We start from the raw sequence: 19,563 nt of genomic DNA on the forward strand, positions 1-19,563 counted from the left end.
GTGACGTCAGCGTCGTAAGGACAGGCCCGTTGGGCCGGATGCTACTCCCTTGAACACCACGTCAACACCGGTACGACCGGCTTAGACACTCCGAACGGCACCCCCCGGAGTGAGGGCGGGATAAGCGACCGACATAATGTCGGTCGTGGCGACAGCAACGACAGTAGAAACCGGGCACGCGCACCCGTCGGTCAATCGGCCGAACCTCACCAGCGTCGGAACCATCATCTGGCTGAGTTCCGAGCTGATGTTCTTCGCGGCCCTCTTCGCGATGTACTTCACCCTGCGATCGGTGACGGGTCCCGATCACTGGAAGGAGATGGCCAGCCATCTCAACTTCCCGTTCTCGGCGACGAACACCACGATCCTGGTGCTCTCCTCGCTCACCTGCCAGCTCGGCGTCTTCGCAGCCGAGCGCGGTGACGTGAAGAAGCTGCGGATGTGGTTCATCGTCACCTTCGTGATGGGTGCGATCTTCATCGGCGGTCAGGTGTTCGAGTACACCGAGCTGGTCAAGGAGGCGGGCCTGTCCCTGTCCTCCGACCCGTACGGCTCGGTCTTCTACCTGACCACCGGCTTCCACGGCCTGCATGTGACGGGCGGACTCATCGCCTTCCTGCTGGTCCTGGGCCGGACCTACGCGGCCCGGAGGTTCACCCACGAGCAGGCGACCGCCGCGATCGTCGTGTCCTACTACTGGCACTTCGTCGATGTCGTCTGGATCGGCCTCTTCGCCACGATCTACATGATCAAGTAGCGGGACCGCAGCGCGCGCCCGACGAGGCACGCATCCCAGAAGCACCGACGCAGAAGATCCTGACACCGGGGTAATCCGTGAAAAAGCTCTCCGCACGACGACGCCACCCGTTGGCGGCGGTCGTCGTCCTACTCCTCGCGCTGCTCTTCAGCGGGGGGCTGTACGCCGTGTTCGCACCCACGAGCAAGGCTGAGGCCGACGAAACCGCCCAGTCCCTCACCATCGAGGAGGGCAAGAAGCTCTACTCGGTCGGCTGCGCCAGTTGCCACGGCACCGGCGGTCAGGGCACCTCCGACGGGCCGAGCCTGGTGGGCGTGGGCGCCGCCGCCGTGGACTTCCAGGTCGGCACCGGCCGTATGCCGGCCGCCACCTCCCAGGGCCCGCAGGTCCCCAAGAAGAAGAACGTCTACAGCCAGGCCGAGATCGACCAGCTCGCGGCCTACATCGCCTCGCTGGGCGCCGGCCCCGCCGTCCCGACGGAGGAGCAGTACGGCCCCCAGGGTGCCGACATCGCCAAGGGCGGTGAGCTGTTCCGCACCAACTGCGCGCAGTGCCACAACTTCACCGGCAAGGGCGGTGCGCTGACGCACGGCAAGTACGCGCCGACCCTTGAGGGTGTCGCCCCGAAGCACATCTACGAGGCCATGGAGACCGGCCCGCAGAACATGCCCTCCTTCCCCGACACCACGCTGTCGGAGAAGAACAAGAAGGACATCATCGCGTACCTGGACGCGGTCAACAGCAGCAAGTCCGAGAGCCCCGGCGGCCTCGAGCTCGGCGGCCTCGGGCCGGTCAGCGAGGGCCTGTTCGGCTGGATCTTCGGTCTCGGCGGGCTGATCGCCGTCGCCGTGTGGGTCGCCGCCCGGACCGCAAAGGCCAAGAAGTCATGAGTAGCCAAGACATTCCAGAAGAGAACCTGCCTGCTGAGCAGTCCGAGCAGTCCGCAGGACTTGACGAGCACGGGCACGGCGCGCTGAGCGCCGCGGACGAGAAGCACCCGTTCGCCGACCCGGGCCTGCCCCCCCACGAGCACCGGATCCAGGACGTCGACGAGCGGGCCGCCAAGCGGTCCGAGCGCTCGGTCGCCCTGCTGTTCACGGTGTCGATGCTGGCCACCATCGCCTTCATCGCCGCGTTCGTGGCGATCCCGGTCGACAAGTCGGTCTACATCTTCCCGCTGGGTCACATCAGCGCGCTGAACTTCGCGCTGGGTCTGACCCTCGGCATCGCGCTGTTCTGCATCGGCGCGGGCGCGGTCCACTGGGCCCGCACCCTGATGTCGGACGTGGAGATCGCCGACGAGCGGCACCCGATCGAGGCGGAGCCCGAGGTTCGCGAGAAGGTCTTCGCGGACTTCAAGCAGGGCGCCAAGGAGTCCGCGCTCGGCCGCCGCAAGCTGATCCGCAACACCATGTTCGGCGCGCTCACGCTGGTGCCGCTCTCCGGTGTCGTGCTGCTGCGCGACCTCGGCCCGCTGCCCGAGGACAAGCTGCGTCACACGCTCTGGTCCAAGGGCAAGCTGCTCGTCAACATGAACACGAACGAGCCGCTGCGTCCGTCGGACGTCGCGGTCGGCTCGCTGACCTTCGCCAAGCCCGAGGGCCTGGAGGAGCACGACCACGAGTTCCAGAACGAGATCGCCAAGGCCGCCCTGATGATCGTCCGGATCCAGCCGGAGAACATCAAGGACAAGCGCGAGCTCGAGTGGTCGCACGAGGGCATCGTCGCGTACTCGAAGATCTGCACCCACGTCGGTTGCCCGATCTCCCTGTACGAGCAGCAGACGCACCACGTGCTCTGCCCCTGCCACCAGTCCACCTTCGACCTCTCCGACGGTGCCCGAGTGATCTTCGGTCCCGCTGGTCACGCCCTGCCGCAGCTCCGCATCGGCGTGAACGACGAGGGCTACCTCGAGGCGCTCGGCGACTTCGAAGAGCCCGTCGGCCCTGCTTTCTGGGAGCGCGGATGAGCACTGCACAGACACGCCGCAAGGCGCCCGCCGGAGAGCGGGTCGCCGACTGGGCCGACGGCCGCCTGGGGATCTACTCCCTGGCCAAGGCCAACATGCGCAAGATCTTCCCGGACCACTGGTCCTTCATGCTGGGTGAGATCTGCCTCTACAGCTTCATCATCATCATCCTCACGGGTGTGTACCTGACGCTGTTCTTCCACCCGTCGATGAACGAGGTGGAGTACCACGGCAGTTACGTCCCGCTCCAGGGGCAGCTGATGTCGGAGGCGTTCGCCTCCACGCTGGACATCAGCTTCGACGTGCGCGGCGGTCTGCTCATCCGGCAGATCCACCACTGGGCGGCGATCATCTTCCTCGCCGGCATGTTCGTGCACATGATGCGCGTCTTCTTCACCGGCGCGTTCCGCAAGCCGCGCGAGATCAACTGGCTGTTCGGCTTCCTGCTGTTCGTCCTGGGCATGTTCACCGGTTTCACCGGCTACTCGCTCCCGGACGACCTGCTCTCCGGCACCGGTGTCCGCTTCACGCAGGGCGCGATCCTGTCCGTGCCGATCGTCGGCACGTACATCTCGATGTTCCTGTTCGGCGGGGAGTTCCCGGGCACCGACTTCGTCGCCCGGTTCTACTCGATCCACATCCTGCTGCTGCCGGGCATCATGCTCGGGCTCGTGGTCGGTCACCTGATCCTGGTCTTCTACCACAAGCACACGCAGTTCGCGGGTCCCGGCCGGACCAACAAGAACGTCGTCGGCATGCCGCTGCTGCCGGTCTACATGGCCAAGGCCGGGGGCTTCTTCTTCCTGGTCTTCGGTGTCATCGCGGCCCTCGCCGGCATCGCGACCGTCAACCCGATCTGGGTCCTGGGCCCCTACCGGCCCGACCAGGTGTCGACCGGAGCACAGCCCGACTGGTACATGGGCTTCGCCGAGGGTCTGGTCCGGGCGATGCCGGGCTGGGAGATCAACTTCTGGGGTCACACGCTCGTCCTCGGCGTGTTCATCCCGCTGGTCCTCTTCGGCCTGTTCCTCGGGATCATCGCCCTCTACCCGTTCATCGAGTCGTGGGTCACCGGGGACAAGCGCGAGCACCACATCCTGGACCGGCCGCGCAACGCCCCGACGCGCACCGCCTTCGGTGTCGCGTGGGTCACCGGCTACATGATCATGCTGATCGGCGGTGGCAACGACATCGTCGCCACCCACTTCCACCTGTCGATCAACGCGGTCACCTGGTTCGTCCGGATCGGGTTCTTCGCCGGGCCGGCCATCGCGTTCATCATCACCAAGCGCATCTGCCTCGGCCTCCAGCGCCGGGACAAGGAGAAGGTGCTGCACGGCCGCGAGTCGGGCATCATCAAGCGCCTGCCGCACGGTGAGTTCATCGAGGTGCACGAGCCGCTCAGCCAGGAGCAGATGTACACGCTCACGGCACACGAGCAGTACCAGCCGGTCGAGATCGGTCCGACGGTGGACGAGAACGGTGTCGAGCGCAAGGTGAAGGGCTCCGAGAAGCTCCGCGCCAAGCTCAGCGAGTCCTACTACGGCGAGGGAGCACAGATCCCGAAGCCGACCGTCGAGGAGTACCGGGAGATCACGAGCGGCCACGGCCACCACTGATCACTGCTTCGCCACGCCACGCGAAGGGCCCCGTCCGGTGTTCGGACGGGGCCCTTCGCCGTGTCCCGTGGCTGGATAGGGTGGACCTCGTTGAGACTCTCGTCCCGTAGTGCGGGACGCCTGACCCTGGAGCGGCTTATGAGCGCTGTGACCCCCGCTGGAGGCGACACCGCGGCGGGCCGCTCCTGGCCCCTGCTGTTGAACGGTCTGCTGGACCGCCGGGACCTGACCGCCGACGACACCGCGTGGGCGATGGACCTGATCATGCGCGGCGAGGCGACGGACGCCCAGATCGCCGGACTCGTGGTGGCGCTGCGGGCCAAGGGCGAGACCGTCGAGGAGATCGCCGGATTCGTCCGTGCCATGTACGAGCACGCCAACGTGATCGAGGTGCCGGGCCCGGCCGTCGACATCGTCGGCACGGGCGGCGACGGGGCGAAGACCGTCAACATCTCCACGATGTCGGCGATCGTCATCGCCGGCACCGGTGCGAAGGTCGTCAAGCACGGCAACCGCGCGGCGTCGTCGGCGTCCGGGGCGTCGGACGTGCTGGAGAAGCTCGGCGTCAATCTGGAGCTGCCGACGCACCGGGTGGCCCAGGTCGCCGAGGAGGCCGGGATCACCTTCTGCTTCGCGGCGAAGTTCCACCCGGCGATGCGCCACGCGGGCGCGGCACGCGGCCAGTTGGGCATCCGGACGATCTTCAACGTCCTCGGTCCGCTGACCAACCCCGCGAAGGTGCGGGCCCAGGCCGTCGGTGTCGCGGACCCGCGCATGGCACCGATCGTCGCGGGCGTCTTCGCCGAGCGCGGCCACTCGTCCCTGGTCTTCCGGGGTGACGACGGCCTCGACGAACTGACCACCACCGCCACGTCCAGAGTGTGGGTCGTCCGCGACGGCAAGGTGACCGAGGAGGCCTTCGACCCGCGCGACGTGGGCCTCGAACTCGTCCCCGTGGAGGCCCTGCGCGGGGCGGACGCCTCCTACAACGCGGAGGTCGCCCGCCGTCTGCTGGACGGCGAGACGGGCCCGGTCCGCGACGCGGTCCTGCTGAACTCGGCGGCGGCCCTGGTGGCCCTCGAACCCGGCCCGGGGACGCTCGCCGAGCAGATCCGCGCCGGCATGGCGAAGGCGGCCGCATCGATCGACTCCGGGGCCGCCAAGCGGACCCTGGAGCGGTGGGTGGCGGCGAGCAACGCGTAGCGCGGGGTGTCCCGCAATCCGGACGCGGGTTGCGGGACCTCGATCATTCCCGTACGTTCCTGCACAGGTCATGAGTGACAGTCATGAGGCCCCGGCCGACTGTCCGGCAACCCTCCGTCCGTGGCGGGGTGCCCCGGGTGAAGACCAGGCCGTAGGCAGCGAGGTCTACGGCAAGCGCGGACCCCTCACGAAACCAGGGGTCCTGGTCGTCGAGGAGTCTTCCGTGAGCAAGCGAATGCGCTAGGGCCGCAGAGCCCCGCCTCCGCACACCCTCTTTCTCTCCACCCCAGGTCTCTCACGGGAGTCAGCCATGTCCGTCTCCACCGTTGCCACCGCCCCGTCCATTTGTGCACCGCTGCCCGTTCTGGGACGGGATGTCACCGTTCCGCTCGTGACCGGCGGCGAGGTCACCTACGCCGCGCTCGACTACGCCGCCAGCGCCCCCGCGCTCCAGCGGGTCTGGGACGACGTCGCCGCCTACGCGCCGTACTACGGCAGCGTCCACCGCGGCGCCGGGTACCTCTCCCAGCTGTCGACCGACCTGTTCGAGAACGCCCGCCGGACGGTCGCGGAGTTCCTCGGCTGCCGGGACGACGACCAGGTCGTCTTCACCCGGTCCACCACCGACTCCCTCAACCTCCTCGCCGCCGCGCTCCCGGCCGGCTGCCAGGTCTTCGTCTTCGAGACCGAGCACCACGCCTCCCTGCTGCCCTGGCGCGACGCCCGCGTCACGTACCTCGACGCCCCGCGCAGCCCCCGCCAGGCCGTCGAGACCCTTAAGCGGGCCCTCGCCGACCGCGAGCCCCACGGGCCGGCCCTCGTCTGCGTCACCGGCGCCTCGAACGTCACCGGCGAGCTGTGGCCCGTTCGGGAACTCGCGGCGGCAGCGCACGCCCACGGCGCCCGGATCGTGCTCGACGCCGCCCAGCTGGCCCCGCACCACCCCGTGTCCGCCCGGGACCTCGACGTCGACTGGGTCGCCTTCTCCGGGCACAAGCTGTACGCGCCCTTCGGCTCCGGCGTGCTGGCCGGGCGGGCCGACTGGCTGCGCGAGGCCGACCCGTACCTCGCGGGCGGCGGCGCCAGCCGCAAGGTCACCCGGCGCACGGACGGGGGAGTGGACGTCGAGTGGCACGAGAGCGCCGCCCGTCACGAGGCCGGATCGCCCAACGTCATCGGCGCCTACGCCGTGGCCTCCGCCTGCAAGGCGCTGACGGAGGCGGGCTTCGACACCCTCGTCGCCCGCGAGCAGTACCTGGTGGGGAAGGTGCGGGACGGGCTCGCCGACGTCCCTCAGGTGCGGTTCCTGTCCCTGTTCGGGGACGACGCCCCGCGCGTCGGTGTGCTCTCCTTCGTCGTCGAGGGCTGGAACAGCTCGCACTTCGCCGCCGCGCTCTCCGCCGAGTACGGCATCGGCGTGCGGGACGGGCTGTTCTGCGCCCATCCGCTGGTGCGCACGCTGCTCGGCAACGACCCGCAGACGCAGGGCGAGTGCGGTTCACCGGAGGCGGCTCCCGGCGAGAAGTCCCTCAACGCCATCCGCGTGAGCTTCGGTGCGGGCACGCCGGACGAGCACGTGGAGCGGTTCGTGCGGGCCGTGAAGGAGCTCGTGACGGACGGGGCGCGGTGGAACTACCGCACGGAGGACGGGCGTTGCGTGCCGGACAGGTCCGCCTGAACGGCCTGGGAGGCCTCGGAGACCACGGGTAGCCGCGTACCGAGGACGATCATCCGCAGGGCGCGTTCCGTGGCGTCGGTGAGCAGTTCGCTCGCGCGGAGCAGCGCCTCGGCCAGCTCCATCGGGGCGGGCAGGATGCCGTGGCAGGCATCCACGCCCGGCACCTGGTGCGCGCCCTCGCCGAGCGTGCCGGCCAGGGCCAGGACCGGGCGGCCGTGGAGCTTGGCCCGGCGGGCCACCTCGGCGGGCACCTTGCCGCGCGGCGTCTGGTGGTCCAGGGCGCCCTCGGCGGTGACGACCAGATCGGCGCGGGCCAGCCGGGCGTCCAGGTCGAGGTGGTCCAGCAGCACGTCGAAGCGGGGGAGGAGGCGGGCGCCGAGGGCGGCGAGGCCGGCGCCCAGGCCGCCGGAGGCTCCGGTTCCGGGACCGTACCGGAGGTTGGTGTCCGGGACGGCGACGTCGCGGGTGAGGACGAAGGCCCAGTTCTCCAGTCCGGCCGACAGCTGCTCGACCTGCTCGGGCGTCGCGCCCTTCTGCGGCCCGAAGACCCGGGCCACGCCCCGTTCGCCGCACAGCACGTTGTACGGGTTGCAGGCGACGAGCAGCTCCACGTCCGCCAGCCGTGCGTCCAGGCCCCTCGGGTCGACGCGGTGCAGCCGGGTCAGCTCCCGGCCGCCGACGGGGAGTTCCTCGCCCTGTTCGTCCAGCAGCCGGGCCCCGAGCGCCTGGAGCGCGCCCGCGCCGCCGTCGGAGGTGCCCGAGTCGCCGCAGCCGACGAGGATCCGCCGGACGCCCCGGTCGAGCGCGGAGCGGATCAGCTCGCCGACGCCGTAGGTGGTGGTGGCGCCCGGGTCGCGCAGGTCGCGCGGGACGAGGGAGAGACCCGCGACCGCCGCCATCTCCACCACGGAGGTGTCGCCGTCGCCCAGGAGGGCGAAGTGGGCGGCGATGGTCTCCCCGACCGGGCCGGTCGCGGGCACGGTGACGACCTTGCCCGCGGTCGCGGCGGCCAGGGCGACGGCCGTGCCCTCACCGCCGTCCACCAGCGGGACGAGGTCGAGCTCGGCGTCGGGCAGGACACGGCGTACGCCGGCCGCGATGGCGTCGGCGGCGGCCTCCGCGGACAGGGACTCCTTGAAGCCGCTGGGGGCTACGACGACACGGTTCAGCATGGAGGGCTCCTTAACGGGTGACGGACACGCCGAGCAGCGGCCACACCGCGACGGCGAAGAGCAGGACGAGAGCGGCGGTCAGGGGGGCCAGGAAGGCGGACAGCCGCAGCAGGTCGCGCGGGGCGTAGGTGGGGGTGCCGGGGAGCTGCGAGAAGAGCGTGACCGGCTTGGCGGAGGCGGGCAGCGTGTGGCAGAAGCCGGCGGCGGCGGTGGAGGCGAGCGCGGCGGTGACCGGGTTGACCCCGACGCCGACGGAGGCGGCCACGACGAGCGGGACCAGGACCGAGGAGCGGGCCGAGCGGGACTGGAGGACCAGGTGGGCCGCCGTGCTGACGGCGACCACGATCGCCAGGAACACCACCGGGGCCTCGTTCGTCGGCAGCCCGGAGACCAGCCACTTCGCCGCTCCGGAGTCGGCGAGCGCGACACCCATCGCCATCGTCGCCGCCATGAACAGCAGCAGCGACCAGGGGACGGTCTTCAGCGCGTCCTTCAGGCGTACGGTGCCCAGGGCGGGCGAGGAGGCCACGACCGCGCCGATCAGCGCCACGATCGCGGGCGGCAGGCGGTGCAGCGGCTCGCTGCACCACAGCAGCACGACCGTGGCGAGCAGCAGGGCACAGCGCTTCTCGGCCGACGTCCAGGGGCCGGCGACCGCCTGCTCACTGTGCTGCTGGATCTGCTCGGCGGTGATGTGCACGGCTCCGCGCCGGTCCTCGCGGCGGGTCATGGTCAGCAGCACCAGCTCGGCGGCCAGATGGGACGACACCACGGCCAGTGGAAGGCCCAGCAGCAGCCACTCGGTGAAGCCGATGTGCTCCCCGGTCGCCTCGAACAGCACCGACACGGTGATCAGATGCGCGCCCGCCCCGATCAGGGTCGCCACCGCCGACAGCAGGATCACCGTCGGGAACAGCAGCGCCAGCATCACGACCAGTCGTTTCCGGTCGGCGAGGACCTTGGCGAGGGCCAGGAACACCGGCAGTGCGAGCGCCGCCCGGCCGGAGGTGGCCGGGACCGCGAACGCCGTGACGACCAGGGCGGCCGTCGTCAGGTGCACGAGTTGCCGCACGGTGCGCGCGCCGCTGACCAGGAAGACCGCCGCCCGGCCGGCGAGCCCGGTCCGGGCGACCGCCGCCGCCAGCACGAACGCGCAGATCAGCAGCCACACCGTGGAGTCACCGAGGGTGCCGAACAGGGTGTCGTTGCTGATCACACCCGTCACCGTGAGGGCCAGCGCGGCACCCAGCGCGATGTACGTGTCGTCGATCGACGTCCCGATCCACGCACAGGTCGCCAGGACGAACACGACGAGGGTGAAGCGGGCGTCGCCGCCGAGCCCCGGGAAGTTCGAGGGGACCGCCAGCAGGGCGCACAGCGACAGCGCCACGCACAGGGCGGTGAGAGCTCGTGGGTTCCATGTCACGTCATCGAGGGTTCATCCGGGCGGTGAGCCGTCGATGAGCCGAACATGAAAGGAACTTCACCCGGTGGGGAGCCGGTACCCCATCCCGCGCACGGTCTCCACCCGCTCCGCGCCCAGCTTCTTGCGCAGCGTCCGGACGTAGACGTCCACGATGTTGGAACCGGGGTCGAAGTCGTAGCCCCACACGTGGGACAGGATCTGCTCGCGGGACAGCACCTGTCCCGGATGCCGCAGGAACAGCTCCAGCAGCACGAACTCACGTGCCGTCAGGTCGACGGTCCGCTCCTCGGCCCTGGCCCGCCGGGTGCGCAGGTCCAGGCTCAGCGAGCCGGCCCTCAGCACGGTGACCTCAGGCGCCCGGGCCGCCGTACGCAGCCTCAGGCGCACCCGGGCGAGCAGTTCCTCGAAGCGGAACGGCTTGGTCATCCAGTCGTCGGCGCCGCCCTCCAGTCCGGCCACCGCGTCCCGTACGGAGTCCCGGGCGGTCAGCACGATCACCGGGGTGGTCACCCGCGCCTCACGCAGCTCGCGCAGGATCGTGAAGCCGTCGCGGCCGGGCAGGTTGATGTCCAGGACGACGAGGTCGAAGCCGCCGGTCAGGGCGTACTCGTAGCCGGCGTCGCCGTCGGTGACGACGGTCGTGGTGAATCCGTTCGAGCGCAGGCCCTTCTCGACGAAGGAGGCGATGCGCTCCTCGTCCTCGACGATGAGGATGCGGTTCACGTGGGATGGCCTTCCGGTACCTGGGGAGCGGGCAGGACGAGGGTGAAGGTGGCGCCGCCGCCGGGGGAGCCGGACAGCCGTACCCGCCCGTGGTGGCCCTCGGCGATGGCCTTGACGATGGCGAGCCCGAGTCCGGCGCCGGAGCCGCGTGTTCCGCGCCGGGAGGTGGCCCGCCGGAAGCGTTCGAAGATGATCTCGGCGTCCTGCGGCGGGACACCGGGGCCCGAGTCGGCGACGTACAGCTCCAGGTGCGGGCCGGCGATCCGGGAGCCGATGCGGATGGCCTGGCCGGGCGTGGTGTGCTGCACGGCGTTCTGCGCGAGCTGCACCATGGCCTGGGTGATTCGCTGGAAGTCCAGTTCGGCTTCCACGTCGGCGACTTCGGCGAGCCGCCAGTCGCGCTCGCCCAGGGTGCGGGCCTTGACGAAGACGTCGGCGGTGAGTTCGGCGACCTGGGCCGGCTCGTGGACGACGAAGTCGGGCCGTTCGGTCTTGGCGAGCACCAGCAGGTCCTCGACGATGCGGCTCATCCGCTCGAGTTCGTCGGTGACCAGCCGGACCGTCTCCTCGCGTTCCGCCGGGTCGTCGCCCATGACCTCCAGATGGCCCCGCACGATGGTGATCGGGGTGCGCAGCTCGTGGCCCGCGTCGTCGACGAACTCGCGCTGCGCGGCGAAGGCCCGGTCCAGCCGGTCGAGCATGCCGTTGAACGTCTCGGCGAGAGCCGCTATGTCGTCGTTGCCGTGCACCGGGATCCTCCGGGTGAGGTCCTGCTCGGTGATCTCTGCCGCGGCGGTGCGCACCAGTCGGACCGGCCTGAGGATGCGTCCGGCGACCACCCAGGCGATGCCCGTGGTGAGCAGCAGGGCGACGCCGGAGATGATGAGCAGGGTGCGGAACACCGTGTTCACCCACTCCCGCTCACGCTCCGGGTGGATGGCCACGACGAACGCGGCGTCCGGCTCGGCTCCCGCGCGGGCCACGGTGACCTTGGCCCACCGGATCTCGCCCTGCGGCCGGTGCAGGGTGCCGGTGGAGTCGGGCGAGTCGAAGATGCGGCGTCTGGCCTCGGCGTCCCGGTAGAGGGGCAGCCCGGCGCCGACACCGCCCTGCTGCCGGATCTGGGCGAGAGCGCCGTCCGTCCCGCGCACCAGGCCGATCAGTTCCTCGTCGGCATCGGGGTTCTGCTGCTGCAGGAAGACGGTCAGCAGGCGGTCCGCACTGGCGAACGGACGGCCCGTCTCCGGGTCCTTGCCCCGCTCCTCGAAGCCGGCGAACTCCCCGGCCTCCTGGGTGAGCAGGCGGTTGATCCGGTTGTCCATGTCCCGCATCAGCAGGGAGCGGGTGGTCGTCGTGACCTCGACGAGGGCGACCGCCATGACGAGCAGCAACCACAGCAGGATGCGGACCCGGGCGGTGATCCGCCGGCGGGCCGGGTCAGTTGGTGTCGCCGGTGCCGTCGTCGTCCGGCCCGTCGTCTCCGGCGCCCTGGCCGTGGTCGTCGTCATCGTCATCCATCGTGGGACTGTCGGTCACCGGCTGCCGCGGCACGACCTCGTCGTCCGGGGACGGGTCGGGCGTCGGTTCGGGCTCGGGTGTGGGCGTGGGCTCGGGCGTGGGGGAGCCGCTGTCCAGCACCACCTCGGACGGGACCTTCGGCGGCTCGGGGCTGTCGGAGAGCGCGAAGCTGGTCGCCGCGATGCCCAGCGGGATCAGAACGACGGCGGACAGGGCCGCCATACGACGTGTGAAAGCCATGTGCCCGATCTTTGGCCGGGAACACGGCGAGAAGGATGAGGGCCGGATGAAGAACTCTTCATCCGGCGTCCGGCATCCGATCAGAAGCGGGCCTTCAGTTGTCCAGCCCGATCGAGAACGCCGCTTCCAGATCGTGCTGCGAGTAGGTACGGAACGCCACGTGCGTGTCGGTCCCCTCCACTCCGGGGATCTTGCTGATCCGGCCGGGGATGACCTCCGCCAGGTCCTCGTGGTCCTTCACCCGGACCATCGCGATCAGGTCGTAGGTGCCGGTGACGGAGAAGACCTCGCTGACGTTGTCCAGCGCGGCGATCGACTCCGCGATCTCGGGGATCCGGTCCACGCTGGTCTTGATGAGGACGATCGCGGTGATCACGGCTGGTTCTCTCCCTCGGGGGCCGGAGCAGGGGCGGCCTTCACTCTAGTAGGGCTGGTCGGGCGGCCGTAGCGGACCGAGGCGTAGCCGAAGCCGAGGCCGAAGCCCACCAGGTGCGCGAGGTAGGCCACGCCCGGCCCGTCCGAGGCCCGTCCCGCCGCCAGCCACTGGAGCGCCGCCCAGAACGGCAGCACGACCCAGGCCGGGAAGCGCACCGGCAGGAAGAAGAGGAACGGCAGGAGACTGGTCACCCTGGCCCGGGGGAACAGGTAGAGGAACGCACCGAGGACCGCCGAGATCGCCCCCGAGGCACCGACCAGGGACTGCTCGGAGTCCGCGTTGGCGACGGCGTAGCCCAGCAGGGCCAGGTAGCCGCAGCCGACGTAGAACAGGATGAACTGCACCCGGCCCATCCGTTCCTCGGTCATCGCCCCGAAGACGTAGAGGAAGAGCATGTTGCCGAGCAGGTGCACCCAGCTGCCGTGGACGAAGAGGGCCGTCGCGGGGGTGAGGGCCGATCCGGCGGACCCCTCGAACAGTTCTGCGGGGATCACGCCCCAGCGCCGGAAATAGGCCCGCTGCGCGGCGAGCAGCTCGTCGCCCGTGCCGTACGCCGGGCCGAGGCCCGAGGCGGGGCCGACCAGGAAGACCGCGCAGCACAGGGCGATCAGTGAGTACGTCATCGGCGCCGACGAGCCCCGGACCGATCTGCCGGCCCGCACGATCGACGCCCTCCACTTGCTGATCATGGACACAGAGCATGACGTAACCGGACGCAACCGTACGGACCGCCTCGCCGCCGTGGACGCGTGGGCGGCGACGACCCGCCAGGCCGTAGGGTTACGAGCCACACGCACCGGGGATGCCGGTGGCGTCACGGACACTAGAAGGAAAGAGAACAGGTCACGATGACGGTTCCCCTGCCGACCGCCTCCACGCGGTGGCGCTGCACCCTCTGCGGCAACCTCACGAGGTTCGACGTGACCCGCTCGTCGAAGGTCGTCGAGTACGTCCACCTCGACCTGGCCGGAGAGCCGAAGGTCGAGGAGCGCGAGGTGCTCAGTGAGACCATCGAGTCGGTGCGCTGCCGCTGGTGCAACGCGGTGGACCAGGTGGAACTCGTGGACAGGCCGGGTGCCGGCTCCTGAGGGGAGCTGGCCCCGCACAGGCATTGGGGTGTGACGGATGGTGGAGACCACAGGCGGGGGGCCGGGCGACGGCGCCGCTGAGGTGCTCGACCGTCCGCTGCCCGACGGCGTGCGCCGCAGGGTCGTCCAGATCGTCTCCGACGGCTTCGGTTCGCTGACGGTCGGCGAGCTGCCCGCGCAGCTCAGGCAGTACGCCCGGTTCGCCCCGAACCGCCGCGCCAAGTTCGCCGGCAACGCCATGGCCGCGGCGCTGGAGACCGACCCGCTGTTCCGGCAGCGCATCGGGGAGAAGCTCAGAGAGACCCAGCCGGAACTGACCGGCGCCCTCGACTCAGGTTCCCCGCCCCCGGCCGCGGACCCGCTCGACGTGGCGGCCGCGGCCTACGTACTGCGGCCCCTGGGCTGGGTGAAGCTGGTGACCGCCGCCGGTGAGGAGGCCCAGCGGGCCGACGCCGAGCGCGCCGACGAGGAGAACCGGGCCGAGCTGGAGCGGCTGCGCGCCGAGCTCGACCGGGCCCGTGACCACACCAGGGCCGAGACGGAGCGGCTGCGCACGGAGCTGGAATCGGCCAAGAAGGAAGCCGAGTCGCTGCACCGCAAGCTCCGCGCCGCCCTCAGCGACGTCAAGCGCGGCGAGGCCGCCCTGCGCAAGGCGCACGGCGAGATCGAGGCCGTCCGCGCCGAGGGGCAGGCCCAGGTGTCCGCCGCCGAGAGCGAGACCCGGCGGCTCAAGGCCCGGCTGGGGGAGACCGAGGCCGCGCTGGAGGCGACGCGCCGGGCTGCGCGCGAGGGCCGCAGTGTCGAGGACATGCGGGTACGGCTGCTGCTGGACACCCTGCTGGACGCGACCCAAGGGCTCCGGCGCGAACTGGCCCTGCCACCGGTGTCCGTCCGGCCCGCCGAGACCGTGGACGCCGTCGAGCCGGGCCGGATGAGCCCCAAGGACATCGCCGCCCGCGCCCTGTCCGAGCACGACCCGCAGGTCCTCGACCAGCTGCTGGCGCTGCCGCAGGCCCATCTGGTCGTCGACGGCTACAACGTCACCAAGACGGGTTATCCGCAGATGCCGCTGGAGAAGCAGCGCCTGCGGCTGCTGGGGCAGCTCTCACAACTGGCGGCGCAGAGCGGCGCCGAGGTGACCTGCGTCTTCGACGGGGCCGAACTGGCCGCTCCGGTACTGCTCGCGCCACCGCGCGGCGTGCGGGTGCTGTTCTCGAAGCCTGGCGTCACCGCGGACGAGTTGATCCGCCAGCTGGTGCGCGCCGAACCGCCCGGCCGGCCGGTCATCGTCGCCTCCACCGACCGTGAGGTCGCCGACGGCGTGGCCCGCGCGGGCGCCCGCCCGGTGGCCTCGGCGATGCTGCTGAAGCGCCTTTCGCGGTCCTAGCGGCCCTTCGCACCATGCGTAACTTACGGGCTTCATGCCCGAATTCGCGAGGTCTGTGTGCCACGTTGCGTCAAATGGGGCTCACCGCCTGTGAGTCAAGATGAAAAGATGGCTCACCGTGACGCAATTTTTCAGCTGAGGATTTGAACTGATCACAGGAAGGTCACTAGGGTCAGGCCGAACCTCCGCTCGGGTGATCACTCATCGGGAGAGACGGCGGAGGAGCCAGAAGGAGCTTTTCACCCGTGGCGTCCCACCGTCGTCCCAAGCAGCCGAGCCGCGCACGTGTGACCGTGTTGACCACCGCCGCTGCCGCTGCCGTCGCCTTCAGCTCGCAGGCCGCCAACGCCGCCCCCAGCGAGAAGCCGAGCAAGGACGAGGTCAAGGCCAAGGTCGACAAGCTCTACGAGCAGGCGGAGCAGGCCACCGAGAAGTACAACGGGGCCAAGGAGAAGCAGGAGAAGCTCCAGAAGGAGATCTCCACCATCCAGGACAACGTCGCCCGCGGCCAGGAGGAGCTCAACGAGCTGCGCGACAGCCTGGGCCTCGCGGCCGCGTCGCAGTACCGGACCGGATCCATCGACCCCTCCGTCCAGCTCTTCCTCTCCGCGAACCCGGACGACTACCTCGACAAGGCCTCCACGCTCGACCAGTTGAGCAGCCAGCAGGTCGAGGCGCTGAAGAAGGTCCAGGAGAAGCAGCGCGAACTCGCCCAGGAGCGCGCCGAGGCCTCCGAGAAGCTCAAGGACCTCGCCTCCACCCGCGCCGAACTCGGCAAGAAGAAGAAGGAAGTCCAGGGCAAGCTCGCCTCCGCGCAGAAGCTGCTCAACAGCCTCACCGCCGCCGAGAAGGCGGCACTCGCCGCCGAGCAGGACCGCGCCAGCCGCGACAGCGAGCGCGACGCCCTCACCGGCAACGTCCCGCCGGGCTCCGGCCGGGCCGCCGCGGCCTTCGCCTTCGCGCAGAGCCAGCTCGGCAAGCCCTACGTCTACGGCGCCACGGGCATGAGCTCCTTCGACTGCTCCGGCCTCACCTCCCGGGCGTACGCCGCGGCCGGCGTCCAGATCCCGCGCACCTCCGAGGCGCAGGCCCAGATCGGCACCAAGATCTACTCGGTCAGCCAGCTCAAGGTCGGCGACCTGGTCTTCTTCTTCAACGACCTGCACCACGTCGGCCTCTACGCCGGCAACGGGCAGATCATCCACGCCCCGCGCACCGGCACGGTCGTCCGCTACGAGTCGATGGACACCATCGGCGGCCCGTTCATGTTCGGCGTCCGCGTCTGACGTTCCGCACGACGTCCGCTGTTCCGCCGTTCGGGCGAATCACGACAGCCTCGACTGAGCCCGCGCCCCGCCAGTGACCTGCGTCACTGGCGGGGCGTCGTGCCGCACACCCACGGATGGTCGTTGGCGGCCCCCCGTCGCGGGGCTACTGTCTGCCGCGTTTCCTAGTCCGCCAGCGGAAGGAGAGCGGCTTCCCGTGGGGTCCCATCGCCGCCTTGCACCGTCCGGGTTCGACCGGGGCGCCAGTGTCGCGGTCAGCTTCCTTTCCGTCGCGGCCGCCGCCCTGGGCGCGGTACCGACCGTGGCCGCACCGTACGACGACACCCGGGCCGAGGTGGACCGCCTCTACGAGCAGGCCGAGAAGGCGACCGAGGCCTACAACGAGGCCGACGAGCGCGCCGACGAACTGCGTGACGAGGTCGGCGCCGCCCAGGACCGGGTCGCCCGGCAGCAGCAGCGCATCAACTCCATGCGGGAGTCGCTCGGTTCGCTCGCCGGTGCCCAGTACCGGTCGGGCGGCATCGACCCGTCCCTCGCCCTGCTGTTCTCCGACGACCCGGACGAGTACCTGGACAAGGCCTCCCGGCTGGACCGCATCACCGCCCACCAGGCCGGTCAGCTGAAGGAGCTTCAGGAGGCCATGCGCGAACTCGCCCAGGACCGCGAGGAGGCCGCCGGCAAGCTCCGCGAACTGGAGAAGAGCCGCAAGGCCGTCGCCGCCCACAAGAAGACCGTCGAGCACAAGCTCGCCACGGCCCGGCGGCTGCTCAACTCCCTTCCGGACAGCGAGCGCGACGCCTACGGCCGCGCCTCCCGCTCCGGCCGCGACGGCTTCCCCGACCTCGGCGGCGCCACCGCCGCCTCGGGACGCGGAGCCGCCGCCGTCGCCGCCGCCCGCAGCGTGCTCGGCAGGCCCTACATCTGGGGCGCCAACGGCCCCTCCGGCTTCGACTGTTCGGGCCTGACGCAGTGGTCGTACGCGCAGGCCGGGGTCTTTCTGCCGCGCACCTCGCAGGCCCAGCGGCACGCCGGCCGGCAGGTCCCGCTGTCCGAGGCACGCCCCGGTGACCTGGTCGTCTACCGGTCCGACGCCAGCCATGTCGGGATGTACATGGGCAACGGCCAGGTCATCCACGCGCCCTACCCCGGCGCGCCCGTGCGCTACGACCCGGTCGGGATGATGCCCGTCTCGTCGGTCACCAGGGTCTGACCGGCGCGGCCCGGCGCCCGTACGATCGGGAACGTGGCTGGTCGAAGGTCGGGGTCCCCGGTGGTGGCGCTCGTTCTGCTGCTCGTCTTCCTGGCCGGATGCGGCGGCCGGCCCGCCGCCGACAGCGCCACGGCCGACGTCCAGCGGCTCCTCGACCGGCGGGCCGCCGCGGTCCTCGACCACGACGAGCGGGCCTACGCCCGCACGGGCACGGAGGCGGATTTCGCCCACGTGCGCGCGCTGCCCCTGGCCGACTGGTCGTACCGCGTGACCGGCCTGCACCGCAGCGGCGACACGGCCACCGCCGACGCCGAACTGCGCTACCGCGTCGCGGGGTACGACCGGGCGCCGGTGACCGCGGCCCGCACTCTGCGGCTGAGCCGCGACGCGGACGGGCGGTGGTCCGTCGATGCCGACCGGCCCGCGAGGAAGTCCGCCCAGCAGTTGTGGGACCAGGGGGCCGTCCAGGTCGTCCGCGGCGAGCGCAGCCTGGTGCTCGGTGTCGGGCGGTCCGGCCGGTCGCTGCGCGGCTTCGCCGACCTGGCCGACCGCGCGGTGCCCGCCGTCTCGGAGGCGTGGGGCACCGACTGGGGCCGGCGCGTCGTCCTGCTCGTCCCGAAGTCGCTGGAGGGGATGGCGGGGCTGCTCGGCTCACCCGCCTCCGCCTACCGCGGGATCGCGGCGGTCACCACCGGCGAGACGGGGGCACCGGCGCGGGCGCCCGCGGACCGCATCATCGTCAACCCGGACGCGTTCGCACTCCTCGGCACCCTCGGCGAGCAGGTCGTCGTCACCCACGAGACGACCCATGTCGCCACCCGCGACCACACCACCCCCGCCACCCCGCTCTGGCTGTCCGAGGGCTATGCCGACTGGGTCGGCTACCGGGCCGCCGGCCGCACACCGCGCGAGGCCGCGCCCGAACTGTCCCGCGCCGTGACGCAGGGCGAGATCCCGGCCGCCCTCCCGGACGACGGGGACTTCGGCTTCACCGGCGACGCGAGCCGCCTGGCCCGGGCCTACGAGAGCGGCTGGACGGCGTGCCGGTTGATCGCCGACCGCTGGGGCGAGGCCCGGCTGGGCGCGTTCTACCGGGCCGTCGGGGAGCACCGGAAGAGGGCCGGGGCGGTGGAGGAGGCCATGCGCGATGTGCTGGGGACGACGCCGGAGGCCTTCACGGGGGAGTGGCGGGACTATCTGCGGGTTCAGCTGGGCTGACCGAGCCGGGGCCGGACGGGGCCGTCTGCGGCTTCATCCCGGCTGTTCCAGCAGCGCGATGGCCTCCCGCAGCCAGGTGCGTTCCGCCTCGCCCGTCGCCCGGGCGACCCGCAGCACGCCCTGGCGGAACAGGTCGTCCGTCTCCTCGGCGCGGACCGGCTTGCCCGACGCGTAGAAGAAGCTCGCCGGGGTCTCAAGGAAGTCCAGCCGGCGGCGCAGCACCGCGGCCTGCTCGTGCGGGTCGGGCAGGTGGCGCAGGAACGCCAGGACCGTGTTGAAGCGGACCTGGTCGGTGATCTCGGTCTGCTTCGGACGGCGCAGCCGCTCCAGCAACTCCTCGCGGCCCTTGCCGGTGAGGGCGAGGATCCGGCGCGGGGCCGCGCTCGCGCCGGGCTCGGTGCGCTGGTCGAGCAGGCCCGCCCCGACCAGGCGGGTGATCGCCGGGTAGAGCGCGCCGTCGCTCACCGGCCGGACATGCCCGGTCAGCGCCTTGATGCGCTCCTTGAGCTCATATCCGTGCAGCGGCTCCTCGGCCAGGAAGCCCAGGATCGACAGCTCCAGCATGGTCCTCCTTGCGGGTGCGTGAGGTCCCATGCTACCTCTTATCGAGCTACCTCGAAACGAGCTAGCTCG

19 protein-coding genes and 1 riboswitch are annotated in these 19,563 nt (G+C 70.9%); of the genes, 11 read left to right on the forward strand and 8 right to left on the reverse strand.

Going from position 1 to position 19,563, the window contains the following annotated elements:
* The first annotated feature begins 136 nt into the window (after positions 1-136).
* The 6 genes from SCNRRL3882_RS29725 to SCNRRL3882_RS29750 all read left to right on the forward strand — a co-directional run bounded on the left by SCNRRL3882_RS29725 (position 137) and on the right by SCNRRL3882_RS29750 (position 7,226).
* A complete protein-coding gene (locus tag SCNRRL3882_RS29725; protein WP_010048918.1) occupies positions 137-757 on the forward strand; it encodes a cytochrome c oxidase subunit 3 in 621 nt (206 codons plus the stop codon).
* 77 nt (positions 758-834) lie between these two features.
* Entirely contained in the window at positions 835-1,647 is an 813-nt protein-coding gene (locus SCNRRL3882_RS29730; protein WP_029181805.1) for a c-type cytochrome, read from the forward strand.
* A complete protein-coding gene (locus SCNRRL3882_RS29735) occupies positions 1,644-2,726 on the forward strand; it encodes a ubiquinol-cytochrome c reductase iron-sulfur subunit (RefSeq protein ID WP_010048922.1) in 1,083 nt (360 codons plus the stop codon). The genes SCNRRL3882_RS29730 and SCNRRL3882_RS29735 overlap by 4 nt, the downstream gene beginning before the upstream one ends.
* Positions 2,723-4,345 (forward strand): cytochrome b, encoded by a 1,623-nt coding sequence (locus tag SCNRRL3882_RS29740; protein WP_010048924.1) that lies wholly within the window; start codon positions 2,723-2,725, stop codon positions 4,343-4,345. The genes SCNRRL3882_RS29735 and SCNRRL3882_RS29740 overlap by 4 nt, the downstream gene beginning before the upstream one ends.
* Before the next feature lie 138 nt (positions 4,346-4,483).
* Entirely contained in the window at positions 4,484-5,548 is a 1,065-nt protein-coding gene (gene trpD / locus SCNRRL3882_RS29745; RefSeq protein WP_010048926.1) for an anthranilate phosphoribosyltransferase, read from the forward strand.
* 66 nt (positions 5,549-5,614) lie between these two features.
* A riboswitch (SAM riboswitch) is annotated at positions 5,615-5,731 on the forward strand.
* Between the two features lie 127 nt (positions 5,732-5,858).
* Complete coding sequence (locus SCNRRL3882_RS29750) at positions 5,859-7,226, forward strand: aminotransferase class V-fold PLP-dependent enzyme (RefSeq protein WP_029181806.1); 1,368 nt, start codon at positions 5,859-5,861, stop codon at positions 7,224-7,226.
* Here SCNRRL3882_RS29750 and SCNRRL3882_RS29755 read toward each other — a convergent pair.
* The 7 genes from SCNRRL3882_RS29755 to SCNRRL3882_RS29785 all read right to left on the reverse strand — a co-directional run bounded on the left by SCNRRL3882_RS29755 (position 7,181) and on the right by SCNRRL3882_RS29785 (position 13,430).
* On the reverse strand, positions 7,181-8,398 hold the full coding sequence (locus tag SCNRRL3882_RS29755; RefSeq protein ID WP_010048929.1) for a glycerate kinase: 1,218 nt from the start codon (positions 8,396-8,398) through the stop codon (positions 7,181-7,183). The genes SCNRRL3882_RS29750 and SCNRRL3882_RS29755 overlap by 46 nt on opposite strands.
* 10 nt (positions 8,399-8,408) lie before the next feature.
* Positions 8,409-9,824 (reverse strand): SLC13 family permease, encoded by a 1,416-nt coding sequence (locus SCNRRL3882_RS29760; protein ID WP_029181807.1) that lies wholly within the window; start codon positions 9,822-9,824, stop codon positions 8,409-8,411.
* A gap of 57 nt (positions 9,825-9,881) precedes the next feature.
* The gene (locus SCNRRL3882_RS29765) at positions 9,882-10,547 is read right to left on the reverse strand and encodes a response regulator transcription factor (RefSeq protein ID WP_010048932.1); all 666 of its coding nucleotides are present in this window, start codon (positions 10,545-10,547) and stop codon (positions 9,882-9,884) included.
* The gene (locus SCNRRL3882_RS29770) at positions 10,544-12,055 is read right to left on the reverse strand and encodes a sensor histidine kinase (protein ID WP_010048933.1); all 1,512 of its coding nucleotides are present in this window, start codon (positions 12,053-12,055) and stop codon (positions 10,544-10,546) included. The genes SCNRRL3882_RS29765 and SCNRRL3882_RS29770 overlap by 4 nt, the downstream gene beginning before the upstream one ends.
* Positions 11,985-12,305, reverse strand: coding sequence for a hypothetical protein (locus SCNRRL3882_RS29775; protein WP_029181808.1), 321 nt, complete (start codon positions 12,303-12,305; stop codon positions 11,985-11,987). Before SCNRRL3882_RS29775 ends, SCNRRL3882_RS29770 begins: the two co-directional genes overlap by 71 nt.
* A 94-nt stretch (positions 12,306-12,399) precedes the next feature.
* Positions 12,400-12,681, reverse strand: coding sequence for an Lrp/AsnC family transcriptional regulator (locus SCNRRL3882_RS29780; RefSeq protein WP_010048935.1), 282 nt, complete (start codon positions 12,679-12,681; stop codon positions 12,400-12,402).
* Positions 12,678-13,430, reverse strand: coding sequence for a rhomboid family intramembrane serine protease (locus SCNRRL3882_RS29785; protein ID WP_010048938.1), 753 nt, complete (start codon positions 13,428-13,430; stop codon positions 12,678-12,680). The genes SCNRRL3882_RS29780 and SCNRRL3882_RS29785 overlap by 4 nt, the downstream gene beginning before the upstream one ends.
* A 159-nt stretch (positions 13,431-13,589) precedes the next feature.
* Here SCNRRL3882_RS29785 and SCNRRL3882_RS29790 point away from each other — a divergent pair, with 159 nt between their 5' ends.
* From SCNRRL3882_RS29790 to SCNRRL3882_RS29810, 5 genes are all read left to right on the forward strand, one after another.
* Positions 13,590-13,829, forward strand: a complete 240-nt coding sequence (locus SCNRRL3882_RS29790) for a hypothetical protein (RefSeq protein WP_010048941.1) — start codon at positions 13,590-13,592, stop codon at positions 13,827-13,829.
* Positions 13,830-13,866: 37 nt separating this feature from the next.
* Entirely contained in the window at positions 13,867-15,216 is a 1,350-nt protein-coding gene (locus tag SCNRRL3882_RS29795) for an NYN domain-containing protein (RefSeq protein ID WP_010048944.1), read from the forward strand.
* A gap of 245 nt (positions 15,217-15,461) precedes the next feature.
* Positions 15,462-16,502, forward strand: a complete 1,041-nt coding sequence (locus SCNRRL3882_RS29800; RefSeq protein WP_010048947.1) for a C40 family peptidase — start codon at positions 15,462-15,464, stop codon at positions 16,500-16,502.
* Between the two features lie 196 nt (positions 16,503-16,698).
* Positions 16,699-17,712: an NlpC/P60 family protein gene (locus tag SCNRRL3882_RS29805; RefSeq protein WP_010048948.1), complete on the forward strand. Its 1,014-nt coding sequence runs from the start codon at positions 16,699-16,701 to the stop codon at positions 17,710-17,712.
* 33 nt (positions 17,713-17,745) lie between these two features.
* Positions 17,746-18,930, forward strand: a complete 1,185-nt coding sequence (locus SCNRRL3882_RS29810; RefSeq protein ID WP_029181809.1) for a hypothetical protein — start codon at positions 17,746-17,748, stop codon at positions 18,928-18,930.
* Between the two features lie 33 nt (positions 18,931-18,963).
* Here SCNRRL3882_RS29810 and SCNRRL3882_RS29815 read toward each other — a convergent pair whose 3' ends face one another.
* Entirely contained in the window at positions 18,964-19,494 is a 531-nt protein-coding gene (locus tag SCNRRL3882_RS29815) for a PadR family transcriptional regulator (RefSeq protein WP_010048951.1), read from the reverse strand.
* Positions 19,495-19,563: the final 69 nt, after the last annotated feature.

Origin of the sequence: Streptomyces chartreusis NRRL 3882 (assembly GCF_900236475.1) — a bacterium.
GTDB lineage: Bacteria > Actinomycetota > Actinomycetes > Streptomycetales > Streptomycetaceae > Streptomyces > Streptomyces chartreusis_D.